13 protein-coding genes are annotated in these 17148 nt (G+C 69.1%); 4 read left to right on the top strand and 9 right to left on the bottom strand.

Going from position 1 to position 17148, the window contains the following annotated elements; all coding sequences use genetic code 11:
- Positions 1 to 7: 7 nt before the first annotated feature.
- On the bottom strand, positions 8 to 937 hold the full coding sequence (locus tag HUA76_RS01460) for a serine/threonine-protein kinase (RefSeq protein ID WP_141644692.1): 930 nt from the start codon (positions 935 to 937) through the stop codon (positions 8 to 10).
- A gap of 3 nt (positions 938 to 940) precedes the next feature.
- The gene (locus tag HUA76_RS01455) at positions 941 to 1729 is read right to left on the bottom strand and encodes a TIGR02266 family protein (protein ID WP_174459780.1); all 789 of its coding nucleotides are present in this window, start codon (positions 1727 to 1729) and stop codon (positions 941 to 943) included.
- 218 nt (positions 1730 to 1947) lie between these two features.
- On the opposite strand from HUA76_RS01455, the gene cglD reads away from it, so the two are divergent.
- Positions 1948 to 5325 carry an adventurous gliding motility lipoprotein CglD gene (cglD, locus tag HUA76_RS01450; protein ID WP_174460431.1) on the top strand — a complete coding sequence of 1126 codons (3378 nt, stop codon included), beginning with the start codon at positions 1948 to 1950 and terminating at the stop codon, positions 5323 to 5325.
- 203 nt (positions 5326 to 5528) lie between these two features.
- Here cglD and HUA76_RS01445 read toward each other — a convergent pair whose 3' ends face one another.
- Entirely contained in the window at positions 5529 to 7292 is a 1764-nt protein-coding gene (locus tag HUA76_RS01445) for a M14 family zinc carboxypeptidase (protein WP_174459779.1), read from the bottom strand.
- A 31-nt stretch (positions 7293 to 7323) separates the two neighbouring features.
- The gene (locus HUA76_RS01440; RefSeq protein WP_174454494.1) at positions 7324 to 8259 is read right to left on the bottom strand and encodes an MBL fold metallo-hydrolase; all 936 of its coding nucleotides are present in this window, start codon (positions 8257 to 8259) and stop codon (positions 7324 to 7326) included.
- Positions 8260 to 8355: 96 nt separating this feature from the next.
- Between HUA76_RS01440 and HUA76_RS01435 the strand changes: the two genes are divergently transcribed.
- Complete coding sequence (locus tag HUA76_RS01435; RefSeq protein ID WP_174459778.1) at positions 8356 to 9315, top strand: alpha/beta fold hydrolase; 960 nt, start codon at positions 8356 to 8358, stop codon at positions 9313 to 9315.
- A gap of 896 nt (positions 9316 to 10211) precedes the next feature.
- Here HUA76_RS01435 and HUA76_RS01430 read toward each other — a convergent pair.
- Entirely contained in the window at positions 10212 to 10427 is a 216-nt protein-coding gene (locus HUA76_RS01430; RefSeq protein ID WP_174477333.1) for a hypothetical protein, read from the bottom strand.
- 149 nt (positions 10428 to 10576) lie between these two features.
- Here HUA76_RS01430 and HUA76_RS01425 point away from each other — a divergent pair, with 149 nt between their 5' ends.
- Positions 10577 to 12037 (top strand): ATP-binding protein, encoded by a 1461-nt coding sequence (locus HUA76_RS01425; protein ID WP_141644698.1) that lies wholly within the window; start codon positions 10577 to 10579, stop codon positions 12035 to 12037.
- Entirely contained in the window at positions 12034 to 13458 is a 1425-nt protein-coding gene (locus HUA76_RS01420) for a sigma-54 dependent transcriptional regulator (protein WP_174454498.1), read from the top strand. The genes HUA76_RS01425 and HUA76_RS01420 overlap by 4 nt, the downstream gene beginning before the upstream one ends.
- Before the next feature lie 90 nt (positions 13459 to 13548).
- On the opposite strand, the gene HUA76_RS01415 is transcribed toward HUA76_RS01420, so the two are convergent.
- Genes HUA76_RS01415 through cysK form a run of 4 tightly spaced genes read right to left on the bottom strand, consistent with a single transcriptional unit; the run spans position 13549 to position 17089 of the window.
- Positions 13549 to 14397: a MetQ/NlpA family ABC transporter substrate-binding protein gene (locus HUA76_RS01415; protein WP_174454499.1), complete on the bottom strand. Its 849-nt coding sequence runs from the start codon at positions 14395 to 14397 to the stop codon at positions 13549 to 13551.
- A gap of 55 nt (positions 14398 to 14452) precedes the next feature.
- Positions 14453 to 15133, bottom strand: a complete 681-nt coding sequence (locus HUA76_RS01410) for a methionine ABC transporter permease (RefSeq protein ID WP_174454500.1) — start codon at positions 15131 to 15133, stop codon at positions 14453 to 14455.
- Positions 15123 to 16124, bottom strand: a complete 1002-nt coding sequence (locus HUA76_RS01405) for a methionine ABC transporter ATP-binding protein (protein ID WP_174454501.1) — start codon at positions 16122 to 16124, stop codon at positions 15123 to 15125. Before HUA76_RS01405 ends, HUA76_RS01410 begins: the two co-directional genes overlap by 11 nt.
- Positions 16121 to 17089 (bottom strand): cysteine synthase A, encoded by a 969-nt coding sequence (gene cysK / locus HUA76_RS01400; protein WP_163869456.1) that lies wholly within the window; start codon positions 17087 to 17089, stop codon positions 16121 to 16123. The genes HUA76_RS01405 and cysK overlap by 4 nt, the downstream gene beginning before the upstream one ends.
- Positions 17090 to 17148 lie beyond the last annotated feature (59 nt).

The following is a 17148-nucleotide window of genomic DNA, read 5'->3' as shown; positions in this document are numbered from 1 at the left end:
CCAGGCCTCACACGCCCGTGCCCATCAACCCGCGCACCACGGCGGCCACGGCCAGCGGCGTGGCCACGCGGTCATCGGAGAGGGCCGCGAGGGCCCGCGCGAACTGCTCCGCGGAGCCGAAGCGCTGCGAGGGGTGAGGCGCCAGCGCGCGGTCCAGCACCAGCGCGAGCGCGTCCGACACCTCTGGCACCTGCATCCGCACGGGCTTCACCCGGCCCCCCCGGATGGCGGACTCCACCTCCTCACCGGGGCCAGAGGGGAAGGGCGACTCCAACGACAGCAGCTCGTACAGCAGCACCGCGGTGGCCCACAGGTCCACCGCCACGGACACCTCGCCCGCCAGCAGCTCCGGCGAGCGGTAGTGCTGCTTGCCCAGGCGTCGCGCGTCGAGCGCCATGCCCGCCCGTGAGCGAGCCACGCCGAAGTCCGCCAGCTTCACCTCTCCAGTTCGCGACAACAGCACGTTGTGCGGGGACACGTCGCAGTGCACGACGCCCAGCGGACGGCCCGTGGTGCTCGTGGCCTGATGCGCGTGCGCGAGGGCCTCCAGCACCTGCCGGACGATGAGCACGGAGATGTCGATGGGCAGCTCGATGCGCCGCCGTCGGCACTGTGCCAGCACGCGCCCCAGGTCCGGCCCCTCCACCAGCTCCAGCGCGAGGTAGCCCCCGTCGGGCAGCTCTCCATACTCGACGAAGCCGACGATGTGCGGATGCCGCAGACACCGGGCCAGCTCCGCTTCATGCAGGAGCTGCTCGTGCGCCTCGTCGTCGTGCGCGCGCTCGGGACGCACGCGCTTGAGCGCCACGTGCTCTCCGGCCCGCGCGCCGTGCTTCACGCGCGCGAGGAACACCTCCGCCATGCCCCCGCGTCCCAGGCGGGACAGCAACTCGAAGCGGCCACAGTCCCTCGGCCAGGTCTCCTCCACCACGTCCATGACTCAGCTCACCCCACCCACCAGGCTCGCCAGGTAGCCGTCGAGCGTCCGGGAGAAGGTGACGTCGTCACTGAGGAACGCAAGCCCCACGCCGCCGCTGTAAGGGTCATCCAACACGTGCACCACCACCGCCTCGCCCTGCAGATGCTCCCCGTTGGGCAGCTTCACGTCCACGGTGACGACGCTGTCGGGCGGAGGCCGGTGCGCGGTGCGCACGAAGAGGCCGCCGTTGGAGATGTTCAGCGCGTGCTCCCGCACGAAGTCCAGCTCGGTGCGGAACTCCAGCTCCAGCCGCACCGCGAACCGGCGCCCCCGGCGCTGGGGACCGCCCGTTGGCGCGGAGGGCACGCGGCGTGGATCATCCTCCGACGTGGGCACGGCGGCGGGACTCGGTGGCGCCGAGGGAGCAGGAGCCGCGGGTCGCGAGGCCAGCGCGCTCACGTGCTGCTCCAGCGCCCGTGCCGCGGCGGTGCGCTCCTCGCCCGCGTAGGCCTTTCCTCCCGCGAAGATGCTGTTGCGAAGCGCGTCGCGCTCCGGCTTGGGCAGACGCCACAGCTCCACGAAGGTGCCGCCGCTGCGCTTCACCTCGTTGGCGAGCCGCTCCACCGCGGCACGCGGATAGCCCGGGGCCTCCACCTTGAGCTCGATACCGGCCTGCTCGGCCTGCACGGAGACGACGAGCTGCATCGATTGCGCGGAGGGCAGCAGCTCGCCAAGCCCCTCCACCACCGCCGCGGCGCGTTCTGGTGAAGCCCCTCTATTCCACAATGCCGCGAGACCGAAGACAGGCACGAAAGAGACGATAACCGACGCTTCCCACCCCGCGAACAGTGTTCGCCAACAGTCATGCCGCAATCCGTCCATGAGGTTGGACAGAGAGCATACGAAGAGCGACGAAGAACTCGTACCGAGGGGAATAGTCACTGACCAAAAGGCGCAGGTCTTCATAGACTTCAGGTTCCCCCTGACTCATCCCAACCCCCCCGGAGTCAGGGAAATGGAGTCGAATGATGCGTACGTCCTTCACCCGGCTCATCGCCTGCGTGCTCGTGTCAGCTTCGTTGCTGGCTGGCTGCGGCGGGTCGGACCCCGAAGACCCCACTCCGCCCGGCAATGAAGATGCGGGTACGACCCCAGACAGTGGAACACCGCCCCCGGAGGATGCGGGCGTCGAGCCTGACCCGGACCCGGATCCAGGTCCGGTGCCCACGGATGTCGACGACAGCAAGAACCCCACCAAGGACTCCGACTGCGACGGCCTCACGGACGCGGAAGAGTTCGCCAATGTCTATGCTGGCGGGTTGAAGACGGACCCGGGTCGGCGTGACACCGACGGTGACGGCATTCGTGACGGCGTCGAAGTGGGCCGCACCTCGAGCATCAACACCACGTGTTCGTTCCGCGCGGACCTGGACCCGGACTCGCGCACCTCGCCGGTGAAGGCGGACACGGACGGCGACGGCATCCCCGACGGCCTGGAGGACACCAACCGCAACGGCGCGAGGGACCCGGGTGAGACGGACCCCAACGCCCTCGACTCGGATGGTGACGGGCTGAAGGACGGCGAAGAGGACGTCAACCACAGCGGCACGGTGAGCCCCGGCGAGACGGACCCGCGCAAGCGCGACACGGACGGCGACGGCCTGTCGGATGGTCAGGAGCGGACCATGGGCACGGACCCGCTCAAGCCCGACACGGACGGCGACTCGTGCAGCGACGGCGAGGAGGACCGCAACCGCAACGGCGTGCGGGACAGCGGCGAGACGGACCCGAAGGTGGCTGACTGCGCCGCCTCCATCCCCGACGCGGACTTCGACGGCATCCCGGACGCGGTGGAAGTGGCCACCGGCACGAACAAGGACAAGGCGGACACGGACGGTGACGGCCTCGACGACGGCGTCGAGGACGAGAACAAGAACGGCAAGGTGGAGGCGAACGAGTCGGACCCGCGCTTGACGGACACCGACTGTGACGGCCTGCAGGACGGCGCGGGCCGCGATGGCTTCCTGGGTGAGGACGGCAACGGCAACGGCAAGGTGGATGCCAACGAGACGGACCCCACCAACCCGGACACGGACGGCGACGGCCTGCGCGACGGCCTGGAGCGCGGTGTGACGACCGCCGCGGCGCCGCGCAAGGACTGCGGCTACGCGGGCGACGCGCACCCGAGCAGCACCACGAGCCCCACGACGGCGGACTCGGACGGTGACGGCATCGCGGACGGCGCGGAGGACGCGAACCAGAACGGCCAGGTGGACGCGAACGAGCTGGACCCGAAGAACCCGGCGGACGGCGCGCCCAACACGCCGGCGGGCCAGGCCTGCCGCGCGAACAACCTGCGGCCCGTCACCTTCAAGGAGGACAATGGCGCGGACGTGCGGCTCGCGCTGCCGGCTACCTTCAAGGACGCGAACATCACCAACATCACGGTGGCTGGCGCCACGGTGGGCGTCATCGGCTGGGACGACACGAAGCAGGTGACGCTGATTGCGTACAAGCGTGGCGCGGTGGGCGGCTCCATCACCCCCGCGGGCGACGAGGCGGGCATCCGCGGTGCCTCGTTCAACACCGCGACGAGTGACTACGCGCAGACCTTCAACACCTGGGACGGATACGCCGCGCTCGCGGCTCGCTACTCGCTGGCGGGCGGCGAAGACCTGAAGGCTCGCACCAACTCGCTGGTGCGGTCGCTGGTGCCCAGCAGCGCCGGTTCGCTCGCGGGTTCGGCGGGAATCACCGGTCCGTTCACCATCCAGGCGCAGTACGTCCACCGCTCCAACGACAGCGTGCTGGTGGTCATCGCCATCACCCCTACGTCCCGCTACAACGAGGCGGGCAGCCTCTTCTCGCTGGCGGACACGGCGGGCGGCTCGGCGCTGGCGCAGTTCGGTGACGCGGACGCGGTGCAGTGTGAGCTGTTCACCTCGCGCCAGGCGGTGGTGGACTTCATCTTCGTGGTGGACGACAGCGGCTCCATGGCCAGCTCGCAGCAGTCGCTGGCGGACGCGGCCACGGCCGTGGCGAACAAGCTGGGCAACTCCACGCTGGACTGGCGTGTGGCGATGGTGACCACGAGCTACACCTCCACCAACACCAACCATGCCAACCGCAACGTGGTGCGTGGCTTCACGCGGAACATCAACCAGTTCCGTGCGTGGCTGACGCAGAACAGCACCTGCGCCAGCGGCCAGTGCAATACCGTCACCATCCCCGCGGGGACGACGCCCACCACCTGTACGAACAACCAGTCGTGCTGGGTGGGTTTGAGCGGCTGGGGTGACGAGAAGCCCATGGAAGCGGTGCGAGCGGCCATCAACACCACGCTCGTGCCGAATGGCACGTCCTCGGACTCGCGCATCCGCGACGGCGCCAAGGTGGTGGTCGTCATCCTCACGGACACGCATGACTACTCGGCGGATTCCATCCAGACCTTCGAGCAGTACTTCAAGAGCACCGGCAACACGCCCGCGACGAAGAACCCGCTGAACCAGGTCATCCAGGTCCACGGCATCATCTGCCCGCCGGAGTTCGCCACCAGCAACACGGCGACGTGGTGTCACAACCAGGAGGACCCCCGCGACCCGAAGCACCTGGACATCATCCAGGCGACGGGCGGCGTGGTGGGCAGCATCCGCAACTCCACCTCCATCACCACGACCATCAACGGCATCATCGACAGCGTCATCGCGTCGGTGGGCTACCGCACGCAGCAGCCGCCCATCGGCGCGTCGGTGAAGGTGTCGGTGGCGACGGTGGCGGACGCGGTGTCGTGCCCCACGGCGGCGGACCTGCCGCGCAGCCGCACCAACGGCTTCGACGTGGATGGTATCAACCGCACGCTGTCGTTCTTCGGCGGCTGCCGGCCGCAGGCGGACAACACGCAGGCGGCGGTGTCCTACCGCTACTGGAGCGACCGGACGACGAACGCCAACGGCGTGCCGCCTCCTTGCAAGACGGACCCGTATTACGACGCGACGGAGGCGGACTACTGCGACGGCAAGCTCTCCTGCAACCGCACCACGGACAAGTGCGAGTGCCCGTCGGACTGCGGTGGTGTCGGCGCTCCGGGCCAGGTCTGCAACACGGACCCGGCGGTGTGCGCCTACACGTGCGCTTCGGATTGCGGTGGCACGTGCGGCACGTATGAGTCGTGCAACTCGGCGACCTGCGCGTGCTCGTGCGTCCAGACGGCCACGTGCGCGGCGGGCTACAAGTTCGACCCGAGCGTGTGCGCCTGTGCGTGTGACACCGCGTCGCTGAGCTGCGGCTCCACGACGCAGCCGGACGCGGCCTCGTGCTCCTGCGCTTGCAAGGCGGACTGCGGTGGCTGCCCGTCGAACACGGCGTGCAACCCGAGCACCTGCGCCTGCGAAGGCGTCATCGGCTGACGGTGACGTGAAGCGCCGGCCTTCACTCGAGGGCCGGCGTGGCGGAGTGCTTCCTCGGAAGCTGTCTGGGTCCGAGGAAGCCAGGGGCCTGGTGACGAAACGTCGCCGGGCGTCTGGGACCTGGCTCAGGACATGAAGAAGGCCCCGGTGGCGACGTGCCTCCGGGGCCTTCGTGTTTCTGGGGACTCAGCGGTGGTGACGCGCTACCGGCCCGCGGTGAGGCCCGTGGGCGCGGTGGCCGTGCGGAGGATGGGGTAGACGCGGTGCTGGGTGTCGCGAGCGGGGTGGCGCTCGTAGAAGAACCGCAGGCGCGCGCGCGGGTCCTTGGCGAAGGCGGGGTCCTTGAGCTTCGCGTCCCACTCGGCCTTCACGGTGGCGTCCCTGGCGAGCAGCTCCCGCGCGAAGGGCTCCAGCACGTAGTCCTCGATGTATTCCTTCTGCTCGAAGTGGGCGTTGAAGAAGCCCCACGCCAGGAGCGAGTCCGGCGCGGAGGGCTCCAGCAGGTGGGCCACCATCTCCACACCCGGCTGCGCGGTGGGGACGTACAGCGCGCCGGCGGAAAGTGACTGCGTCTGCTTCTCCCACGCGCCCTTCACAGACAGCGTCTGACGGCCCTCGTTGGACTGGGGACTCCACTTCGCCTCGGTGGCGCGGAACACCTCCACGTCGGTGGCGGGCGTCGGGCGGGACAGGCGCTGGAAGCGCAGGCCGTGGGTGGTGAGCTTCTGGGCCACCCAGGCGGCATGGGACGGCGGCACCAGGTAGCCGCCCGAGGGGATGGAGACGGTGAGGGCGGGCTCCACCTTGTCGAAGTACGGCACGGTCCACACCTGCGGCTTGGAGTCGTCGTAGCGAATCCACGTCTGCCCGGAGACGTCGGAGGCGCCGCGCTCGTAGGCGTAGCCCCGGAAGGCGATGGGGTGGCTCTCCGGCGTGTTCTTCCACGCGACGACGACGTCGCGCACCTTGCCGGCCTGGGCCTCCGCGTCGGCCGCCTTCACGGCGTTCATCAGCCCGGCGCCATCGCGGGCGACGAGGCGCAGGAGGCCGGCGACGACATCGCGCGTGGCCTTCACGCGCTCGGCATAGGGCTTCCACGAGTGCGTCTCCACGAGCACTCCGAACCGGTGGTACGCGGCGGCGTAGGCGTGGCTGAAGCGCGGAGGCGGCACGCCGTAGGCAAAGCCGGACGTCGGGTCATCGTCCTGGATGAACGAAGGGTAGAACTCCAGGGGCTGGTGGCCTTGCGTCTCCAGTTCCTGGAACAGCTCCTGGCGCAGCTTCACGCCGAGGGGGCGCAGGCGCTCCGGGCCGGACTTCTGCGGCTCGATGCCGACGGCGACGTCGGGCTCGAACTTGGCGCCGTCGGTGACGTGCAGGTCCGCGTAGACGAGCGCGTCCCAGGAGTGGAGGTAGCGCAGCAGGGCCACCATCTCCGGGCTCTCCGCCTTGGCGTAGTCGCGGTTGAGGTTGAGGTTCTGCGAGGTGACGCGCCAGCCCATCTCCTCGGGGCCCACCTGGTTGGGGCGGTTGTTGCGGCCGAAGCGCTCGTGGCCGTCGACGTTGAAGACGGGGACGAAGACGGCGGTGACACCCTTGAGGACACCCGGCAGCGTCTTGCCGGAGAGGACGTCTCGCAAGAGCGCGAAGCCGGCATCCTTGCCGTCGATTTCGCCGGCGTGGATGCCGCCCTGGAAGAAGACGACGGGGCGACTCTTCTTCGAGTTGGCGGCGGGGGTGAGCGTGCCGTCGGCGCTGGCGACGAGGGCGAGCATGGGCCGGCCCTCGGGCGTGGTGCCGAACGTGTCGCAGCGCACCTTGCCGGGGTAGGCCTTGGGGAAGGCGCGGCAGAGCGACTCCACCTCGGGGTAGCGGCCGGTGCGTGTCCAGCCGCTCTGCTCGGACGCGGTGGTGAGAGGCGGTGGAGCCTGGGCGAGCGCCAGGGAGAGGGCGGTGGCGAGGAGCATGGCCAACCCACAACACAGGCTCCCGTGGGTTTCAACCGCCTCGCACGGTGAGCGTTCCACCCACCGGTAGGACGTGGACGTGCTCGTGCGGCCAGCCTCGGCGGTTCCACTCGGCGTCCAGGCGGCGGGGCGGTTCGTCGAGCGGCTCGTCGGTGAGTTTGAACGTGCCCCAGTGCATGGCGAGGAACTCCCGGGCTCCGAGCGCCTCGAAGGCGCGGACGGCCTCTTCGGGGTTCATGTGCTGGCGGCTCATGAACCACTCCGGGTCATACGCGCCAATGGGGAGCAGGGCGGCGTCGAGCTTGGGAAAGCGGCGGCCGATTTCCTGGAAGCCATCGAACCAGGCGGTGTCACCGGAGTGGTAGACGCGGGCGCTGGAGCCCTCGACGACGAAGCCGCCCCAGAGCATCTCGTTGGCGTCGTTGAGGCCGCGTCGGCTCCAGTGTTGCGAGGGGACGTAGTGGACGGTGACGGGGCCCACCTGGGTGGATTGCCACCAGTCCAGTTCGGTGACGGCGAGCTTGCCGCCCCGGAACACGGGGGACTGTCCCAGGCCCGTGACGATGGGAGCGCCCACGTCGGTGAGCGTGGGCAGGTCCAGGTGGTCGTAATGGTTGTGGGAGACGAGGCTCGCGGCGATGGGAGGCAGCTTGTCGACGGGGACGCCGGGCGGGACGTTGCGGCGGATGACGACGTTGATGGCGTCGCGCAGCACGGGGTCGATGAGAAGGGAGAGGCCGTCGAGCTGGACGAGCCAGCTTGCGTGGCCCAGCCATGTGAGGCGCGCGCCCTCGCCGGGGGCGGGCGGTGTGGCGAGCAGGGCGAGGTCCGGCTCCACGCGAGGGACGGGTGCATGGTCGGGCGACTTGCGGCGGCGGCCGGAGAGCTTGTCGGCCACTGCCCATTTGAAGACGCTGCTGAACGGCTGAGGGCCGCTGCCGTCCAGGTTCTTGAAGCGCAAGGCCATGATGCGTGCTCCTCGAAGGACACCGGAGCGCGGAGCTCCGAGCGTCTGTCATGCTCGCGGGACGGTGCGGTTCGCAAGGGGAATGGAGCCCCTACCATGGTCGACATCACACATCGCATGCTCGAGACGAACGGGATTCGCCTTCATGTCGCGGAGGCGGGGAAGGGGCCACTCGTGCTGTTGCTCCATGGGTGGCCGGAGTCCTGGTACTCGTGGCGGCATCAGCTTCCGGTGCTCGCCGCCGCCGGCTACCACGTCGTCGCGCCGGACGTTCGAGGTTATGGGCGCAGTGACAAGCCGGGGCCCGTCGAGGCGTACAGCATGCGGAGCCTGGTGGCGGACTTCGTGGGGCTGCTGGATGCGCTCGGGGAGAAGACGGCGGTGGTGGTGGGGCACGACTGGGGCGCGGCGATGGCGTGGACCTGTGCCGCGCTTCATCCGGACCGCTTCAGGGCCGTGGTCGGCATGAGTGTGCCGCATCTGGGGCGTACACCGATGCCGCCCACGCAGCTCTTCAAGGCCGTGTTCGGTGAGAAGTGGTTCTACATCCAGTACTTCCAGCAGCCCGGTGTCGCGGAGGCGGAGCTGGAGGCGGATGTGCCGCGGACGGTGCGCACCGTTCTGGCGGGCTCCGTCGCGGGCTTCGACACGAAGTCGGAGTTGGTGCGCGCGAGGAAGCAGGGGGACGGGTTTCTCACGGGCATCGAGACGCCCGCGACCTTGCCCGCCTGGCTCACGGAGGAGGATGTCGCGTACTTCGTGAAGGAGTTCGAGGGCAGTGGGTTCCGGGGTGGGTTGAACCGTTATCGCAACATGGACCGGGACTGGGAGGAGCTGCCCGAGCTGGCGACGGTGCGAATCGAGCAGCCCGCGTTGTTCATCACGGGAGAGAAGGACCCGGGGCGCGCGCTGGCGCCGGTGGAGGTGATGAAGCCGCTGGTGCCGAATCTGAAGGACGTGCTCGTTGTTCCTGGAGCGGGGCACTGGGTTCAGCAGGAGCGTCCCGCGGAGGTCAACGCCGCGTTGTTGTCGTTCTTGAAGTCGCTGCCCGCGTGACGTCGCGGTGGGGCGGGTCTGTCACCAGTCGGGGTGACAGACCCATGGGCTTGAGGGGCGGCGCTGGAAGCAGCGGTAGCCGTCGTCACAGGTGTTGGGGCCCTTGGGGTCGCAGGGCTGCTCGCAGGCCCATCCGTCACAGATGAGGCCATTGGGGCATGGGGGGAGGTCCTTGCCGCAGCGCTCTTCGCATTCGGACCAGATGCGGTCGGGGAACCGGGAGGCGTGCATGAACTCGCAGGTCTGGCCCGAAGGGCAGGGGGTTTGTTGGCACTGTGGGCCGAACACCCTGGCGCACGCGGAGGCCCCTTCTTCGTGGCGGATACAGTGCTGTCCTTCGGGGCAGCCGCTCTTCTCACAGGTGGGGAGGCAGAGCGGTTCGGGTTGAGTGTCCGCGCAGAAGAAACTCGGAGTGCAACTTCCCGGCTCCGTCAGTGAGCAGGGGCGCGCGCAAAAACCGCCTTGGCTCCCGCATATCAATCCAGGTGCACAGGCTTCTTCCCGAGAGGCGGGAACCTTGATGCACCGCTCTCCTTCCGTGCGCACGCCGAGCAGCAAGCAGTAGCGCACCATGGGGCCGTGGCCTTCGGTTGCGAGGAGCTGACAGTGCTGTCCATCCTCGCATTGCGCATCCGTGAGGCACTGGCTGTCGGCGCAGTACTGGGCATGAGCTCGCGCATCCATGAGGCAGCCCAGCGGTGCCTCACAGTCGGAGCTTCGGGCGCAGTTCCGGTGATAGGTCCGCAGTGGGCCGCGTTCCTCTTTGGAGAGCAGGGGACTGACGGGGCGCCCTCGAAAGTGCTCCGGTCGCTCGGGTTGAAGTGTGCCGCCGAGGATGAGGACCAACGGCAGAGGAAGAAGCAGAGCGATTCCAACCCCCATGGGCGTTCGCCAGTTCATTCCGCTTCACCACAGCGTCGGATGCATTCCGGGTCCTTCGACGCTTCTCCGCTGCAGTATTGCTCGCGCTCCACGCTGGAGCAGCGCGTAGGGATGTTCTCCAGCGCATCTTGATGCGCGGCCCGGTCCACGAGGCCGTCACGCCGGTGGACCTCGGGACAGCCCATGACGGCGCAGGACAGCGCACAGACCCAGAAGGTCATCCATGGCATCGCTGTGTCCCCCCGACAGAGGAAACGACACAGGCATTCTACCGAAGGTAGGAAGTCGCGGAGACAACCTGGTTGATGGGGCGAGTGAGACTGTGCACGCGCCGACATCGCTCACCCACACGGCCCCGCACTCCCTTATATAGAGCGCGATGCTTCCCACCTCCGGCTCCACGACTCGCAAGCTGCTGCTCGCCTTCGGTGCGCTGGTGGCGCTGTTCACCGCCGCATCGGGCTTCGCGCTCGCTCGGCTGGCGGACATCCACGACGCCTCGCACGAGCTGCGTGAGGCCGGCGGCCGGGTCCGCGAGGCACTCGAGCTGGCCACCGCCGTACGAGACCAGTACGCGCATCTGGCCCACACCATCATCCTCGGCAACGCCAGCCACGTTCACTTCCACGAGGAGTCGCGAGCACGCGTCGAGACGCTCACCCGCCGGCTCCGAGAGCAGGCTCAGGACGCCGAGGAGCGCGCCTGGGTGGCGGACATCCAGGAGAACGGTGACGCGCTGGACCGGCTGTATCGCGAGACACTCCTGCCCGCCGTGCTGGCGAAGGACCACGCCGCCGTCACCACCGCCCACGGCCGCGCCCTGGAGCGCGTCTCCCTCATCCAGGCCCGCGCCGAGGCCCTGGCGCGCCGCTTCGACACTTCCATCGGCTCGTTCGAGGAACACGTCGCCGCCGTCGAGCACACCAGCTTCCGCTGGGCCCTGCTCTTCCTCGGAGGCGCGACGCTGTTCGCCGTGGGCGTGGGCATCTACATCGGCAACTCCGTGGCCCGCCCCGTGGCTCGACTGTCCGAAGGCGCTGCTCGACTCGCCCAGGGCGACCTGGACACGCGCATCCCCGAGGACGACCCGGGAGAACTCGGCCGACTCGCCGCGCAGTTCAACCGGATGACCGATGCCCTGCGCACGCACCAGGCCCAGCTCGTTCAACACGAGAAGCTCGCCAGCGTCGGCCGACTGGCGGCGGGCGTCGCCCACGAAATCAACAACCCGCTCGGCGTCATCCTCGGCTATGTGCGCATCCTCCAACGCAAGGCGGAGGGTGCCCTGGCGGAAGACCTGAAAGTGGTGGAGGAGGAGGCCGTGCGCTGCCAGCAGATTGTCGAAGGGCTCCTCGACCTCTCCCGCCCGGGCCAGGGCCCGGTGGAAATAGTCCCCCTGCGCGAGACGTGTGAGGACGTGGTGGCGAGGCTGCGCGAAGCAGAGAGACTCGGACAAGTGGACGTGCGCGTGGAGGGCTCGGCGAGCGCGTGGGCCCAGCCGTCGCGGCTGCGCCAGATTCTCCTCAACCTGGTGAAGAACGCCGCCGAGGCCGCCGGAACCGGTGGCACCGTCGAGGTCCGAATCGCGCCCGCGAAGGACGGCGGCGCGAGCGTCTCCGTCTCCGACTCCGGCCCCGGTGTGAAGCCCGAGGACCGCCGCCGCCTCTTCGAGCCCTTCTTCACCACCAAGTCCACGGGCACGGGCCTGGGGCTCGCCGTGAGTCAGGCCATCGCGGAGGCACACGGCGGACGCATCGAGGCGGACACGGGCCCGCTGGGAGGCGCGCGCTTCACGCTGCGCCTGCCCCCCGCGTCGGCGGAGCGGGAGGCCATGGCATGAGCACTCCAACCCAACCCGGCGTCCTGGTGGTCGACGACAAGGAGAACATGCGCAAGCTGTTCTCCCGCATCCTCGGAGACGCCTACGCCGTGACGGAGGCCGCCGATGGCGAGCAGGCCATGTCGCTGCTGGCCTCGCGCGACTTCGACGTGGTGGTGACGGACATCCAGATGCCCGGAGCGGACGGCTTCGCGGTGCTGCGCGAAGTGAAGCGCCGCGCTCCCGACACGGAGGTGATTCTCGTCACCGCGTTCGCCAGCATCCCCAAGGCCGTCGAGGCCATCAAGGAAGGCGCCTACGACTACCTCTCCAAGCCGTTCGACCCCGACGAGGTCGCGCTCGTCGTGGCACGTGCGCTGGAGAAGCGTCGCCAGGGCCGGGAGGCCGCGGGACTGAAAGCCCGGCTCGCGTCGGCCCCCGAACTCCACGGGCTGCTGGGCGGAAGCGCCGCGATGCACGCCCTGCACGGCCTGCTCTCCCAGGTCGCGGCGAGAGACCTCACCGTCCTGCTCACAGGCGAGACAGGCACGGGCAAGGAGCTGGCCGCGAGGGCTGTCCACAAGGAGAGCCCACGCGCCGCGAAGCCCTTCGTGGCGGTGAACTGTGGCGCGCTCCCCGCGGAGCTGGTGGAGAGCGAGCTGTTCGGTCACGCGAAGGGCGCCTTCACGGGCGCCACGGTGGCGAAGCCCGGACTCTTCGAGGAGGCCCACGGCGGCACGCTCTTCCTCGACGAGATTGGAGACCTGCCGCTGCCCGTGCAGGTGAAGCTCAACCGGGCCCTCCAGGAGAAGGAAGTCCGGCGCGTGGGCACCACCGTGCCGGTGAAGGTGGACGTCCGCGTGGTGGCCGCCACGCACCGTGACTTGTCCGCCGAGGTGGCCGCCGGTCGCTTCCGCGAGGATCTCTACTATCGCCTCAACGTGGTGACGGTGCGACTGCCCGCGCTGCGAGAGCGACGTGAGGACGTCCCATTGCTCGCGATGCATTTCCTGTCTGGCGCGGGACGGTCTGAAGTGGAGAGCTTCACCGCCGAGGCCCTGCGCGCGCTCGCGTCCTACGACTGGCCTGGCAACGTGCGACAGCTCGAGAACGCCGTGGCGCGAGCCGTGGCCGTGGCCCGAGGTACGCGCATCACCCCAGAGGACCTCCCTCCCGAGGTGGCCACGTCACGCGGTGTCACCTCGGGCGCCACGGCTCCGGGAGTGAGGGCCACCGCCGAATCCCTGGCGAAGCTGCCATACCGTGAAGCAGTGGACGGCGCCCGCGACACGGTGTCCCGCGAGTACCTCACCGCGTTGATGCAGGAGTTCAGCGGCAACGTCACCCACGCCGCCGAACGCGCCGGCATGGAGCGCGAGAGCCTCCACCGGTTGCTCAAGCGCTACGGAGTGCGCTCGGAGGACTTCAAGCGCTCCGAGTGACGTGCGTCGCAGAACGCTGGCACCACTAATCCGCCGCGAGATGCGGCAGTGCTCTCAGCCTGAAGCGCCCTGCGCAGCGAACCGCGCGACTCAGAACGCCGGCACCACCGCGCCGCCGTACTGGGACTCGATGAAGCGGCGCACCTCTCCGGACTGGAGCGCCTTGAGCAGCACCCGGACCTCGGGGCGGGACTCGTCGCCCTTCCGGACGACGAGCACATTCGCATAGGGATTGCGCGTGGAGGACTCGCGAGCCAGCACCTTCGCGTCCAGCTTCAGGTGCTTCTGTGCCTCCAGGAAGTAGTTGCCGTTGATGACGGCGGCGGCCACGTCCTCCAGCGTGCGCGGCTGCTGCTCGGCGTCGATCTCCCGCAGCTCCAGCTTGCGAGGGTTGCCCACCACGTCCTGCACCGTGGCGACGGCGCCCGCGCCCTCCTTCAGCCGCAACAGGCCCTGGTCCGCGAGCAGATGCAGCGCGCGCGACGCGTTGCTCGGGTCTGACGGAATCGTCACCTGCGCGCCCTCGGGCAACTCCGCGAGCTGACGGAACTTCGTCGAGTACAGCGCCAGCGGCTCCAGGTGCACCGCGCCCGCGCTGCGCAGGGAGAGCTGACGGTCCGCGGAGAAGCGCTCCAGATACGGCACGTGCTGGAAGTAGTTGGCGTCGAGCTGTCCATCCGCCAGGGCCACGTTGGGCTGCACGTAGTCGGTGAACTCCACCACCTCGATGCGCACGCCGTCACGCAGGGCCACGGGTACCGCGGCGCGAAGAATCTCGCCATGCGGCACCGGGTTGACGCCGATTCTCAGCGTGGGCACTCCGGGCGCCTCGCCGATGGCGGGAGCCTCCGACTTCTTGCAGCCCGTTCCCACGAGCAGCGCGATGGAGACGGCGGCGAAGGCCAGGGGGATGATGAAAAATGATGCAGGTGGCTTCATGGGGTGTGGATTCCGGAGGAGAGGCCGCGGGCAACAGCGTGACCGGGTGGATATTTCAGTCGTGCGCGCGGCGGGAGTGCGGCGAGGTGTGGTCGAAGCGCGAAGCCACTCCATCCCCAAGCCACTGCACGAGCTGCACCAGCGCCAGCAACACGGCGAGGCAGCCCAACATGACGTCGGTGCGGAAGCGCATGTACCCGTACTTCACCGCGAGGTCTCCCAGCCCACCTCCGCCCACGGCGCCCGCCATGGCGCTGTAGCCGAGCAGGCTGATAACCACGAGCGCGGTACCGCGCACGAGAGATGGCAGGGCCTCGGGAATCAGGACGCGGAAGATGACGCGCCGGTGGGTGGAGCCCATGGCGATGGCGGCCTCCACCAAGCCGGAGTCCACCTCGCGCAGCCCCTGCTCCACCACGCGCCCCATGAAGGGAATCGCCGCGACGACCAGCGGAACGATGGCGGCGGTGGTGCCAATCGTGGTGCCCACCAGCAGGCGAGTCAGGGGAACGATGGCCACCATCAAGATGATGAAGGGCACCGAGCGCCCCACGTTGACGAGCGTGCCCAGCACGCGGTGCAGCGCCGGGCGCTCCCACAGTCCGCCCCGGTCCGTCAGCACCAGCAGCACTCCCAGGGGCAGCCCCGCGAGCACCACCAGCACCGTGGCCACCGACGTCATGTAGAGCGTCTCCAGCGTGGCCACCCACAGCGAATGCGTCAGCTCACCAGGCATGGGCCGCCTCCTCCGACGTCAAGCCCTGCTCGCGCAGGAACGCCAGGGCCTGGCTCACCGCGTCCGGAGCACCCGTGAGCTCGAAGAGCAGCCGCCCCACGCGCGCCTCGCCCACGCGCTCCAGCGAGCCCTCCAGCAGATGCGCGTCCACGTCGAAGCGACGCGCCAGGGTGGAGAGGATGGGACGCGTGGAGTGCTCGCCCGACAGTGACAGCTCCACGCGCTGACCGCCCCGAAGGACGGCGCTCTCGCCCGTCGTGAAGGGTGGGTAGCACAGCCCATGCAGATGCGAGCCCGGACGGGAGAGCAGCTCCACCACCTTGCCCTGCTCCACGAGCCGTCCCTGCTCCAGCACGGCCACCGAGTCGCAGATGGCCTTCACCACCTCCATCTGATGGGTGATGAGCAGGATGGTGAGGCCGAGCTGTCGGTTCAAATCCCGGAGCAACGCCAGCACCGAGCGCGTCGTCTCCGGGTCCAACGACGACGTCGCCTCGTCGGACAGCAAGATGCGAGGACGCGGCGCCAGGGCGCGGGCAATGCCCACCCGCTGCTTCTGCCCACCCGACAACCGCGCCGGGTAGGTGTCCGCCTTGTCCGACAGGCCCACCAGCGAGAGCAGCTCCGCGACGCGCGCGCGAATCTGCTCGCGTGGCAGCCCCGCCACCTCCAGCGGATACGCGACGTTGGCCGCCACCGTCTGCGAGGAGAACAGGTTGAAGTGCTGGAAGATCATCCCGATGCCCTGCCGCGCCAGACGCAGCTCATCGGGATTCAGCGACAGCAGCTCCTTCCCATTCACCCGCACGCGGCCCTGGGTGGGACGCTCCAGGAGGTTGACGCAGCGGATGAGCGTGGACTTGCCGGCGCCGCTCTGCCCGAGCACGCCGAACACTTCTCCTGGGTCCACCCGCAGCGACACGTCCTGGAGCGCCGACACCTCGCGCCCGCCCTGCCTGTACACCTTGCTGATACCGCGCAGCTCAATCATCCACCGACTCCCTGCGGTGTGTTCGCCAGCTCTTCGGCGAACGCCGCGAACGAACTCCAGTACCGCTCACCGGTGTCGGGCAGCACGGTGAGCACCGTCTTGCCGGGGCCCAGTCGCCGCGCCACCTGCCGGGCCGCGTGCAGCGCCGCGCCACTGGAGATGCCCACGAGCAGACCCTCCCGGCTCGCCAGTTCCCGCGCGGCGAGGTACGCGTCGACATCCGCGACGTCGATGACCTCGTCATAGACGGAGCGGTCCAGCACCTCCGGCACGAAGTTGGCGCCAATGCCCTGGATGCGATGCGGCCCCGCCTTGCCCTGGGTGAGCAGGGGCGAGCGCAGCGGCTCCACGGCGATGACCTGCAGGGACGGGTTCTCCTTCTTGAGCACGCTGCCCGCGCCCGTAATCGTGCCGCCCGTGCCGATGCCCGCCACGAAGGCGTCGAGCTTGCGCACGTCCAGGTCTCCGAGAATCTCCTTCGCCGTGGTGCGCCGGTGAATCTCCGGGTTGGACGGGTTGCGGAACTGCTGCGGCATGAAGCCCTTGTCGCCCAGCTCCTTGATGAGCTCGTCGGCCGCCTCGACGGCGCCGTTCATTCCCTTGGCCGCGGGCGTCAGCACCAGCTCCGCGCCATAGGCCTCCAGGATGCGGCGGCGCTCCACGCTCATGCTCTCCGGCATGGTGAGGATGATGCGGTAGCCCTTCACCGCGGCGACCATGGCCAGGGCCACGCCGGTGTTGCCGCTGGTGGGCTCGACAATCGTCATGCCCGGACGCAGGCGGCCCTTGTTCTCCGCGTCCTCAATCATCGCCAGACCGATGCGGTCCTTCACGCTGCCACCGGGATTGAAGGACTCGACTTTCGCCAGCAGCGTGGCCGCGTCAGGGCCTCCGACGCGCGACAGGCGGATGATGGGCGTGCGGCCAATGAGCTGCGTCACGTCGGGGTAGATGTTGTTGGGCATCCGCGTCTCGGGGTTGGGGCCGGGACTTCGATGCAGCGCCCCGGCGTGTGGGGAAAATG

Origin of the sequence: Myxococcus sp. CA056 (genome assembly GCF_013336715.1) — a bacterium.
Classification (GTDB): domain Bacteria; phylum Myxococcota; class Myxococcia; order Myxococcales; family Myxococcaceae; genus Myxococcus; species Myxococcus llanfairpwllgwyngyllgogerychwyrndrobwllllantysiliogogogochensis.
The sequence above is the reverse complement of the archived record's forward strand: the minus strand, read 5'-3'. Positions and strand labels throughout refer to the sequence as shown.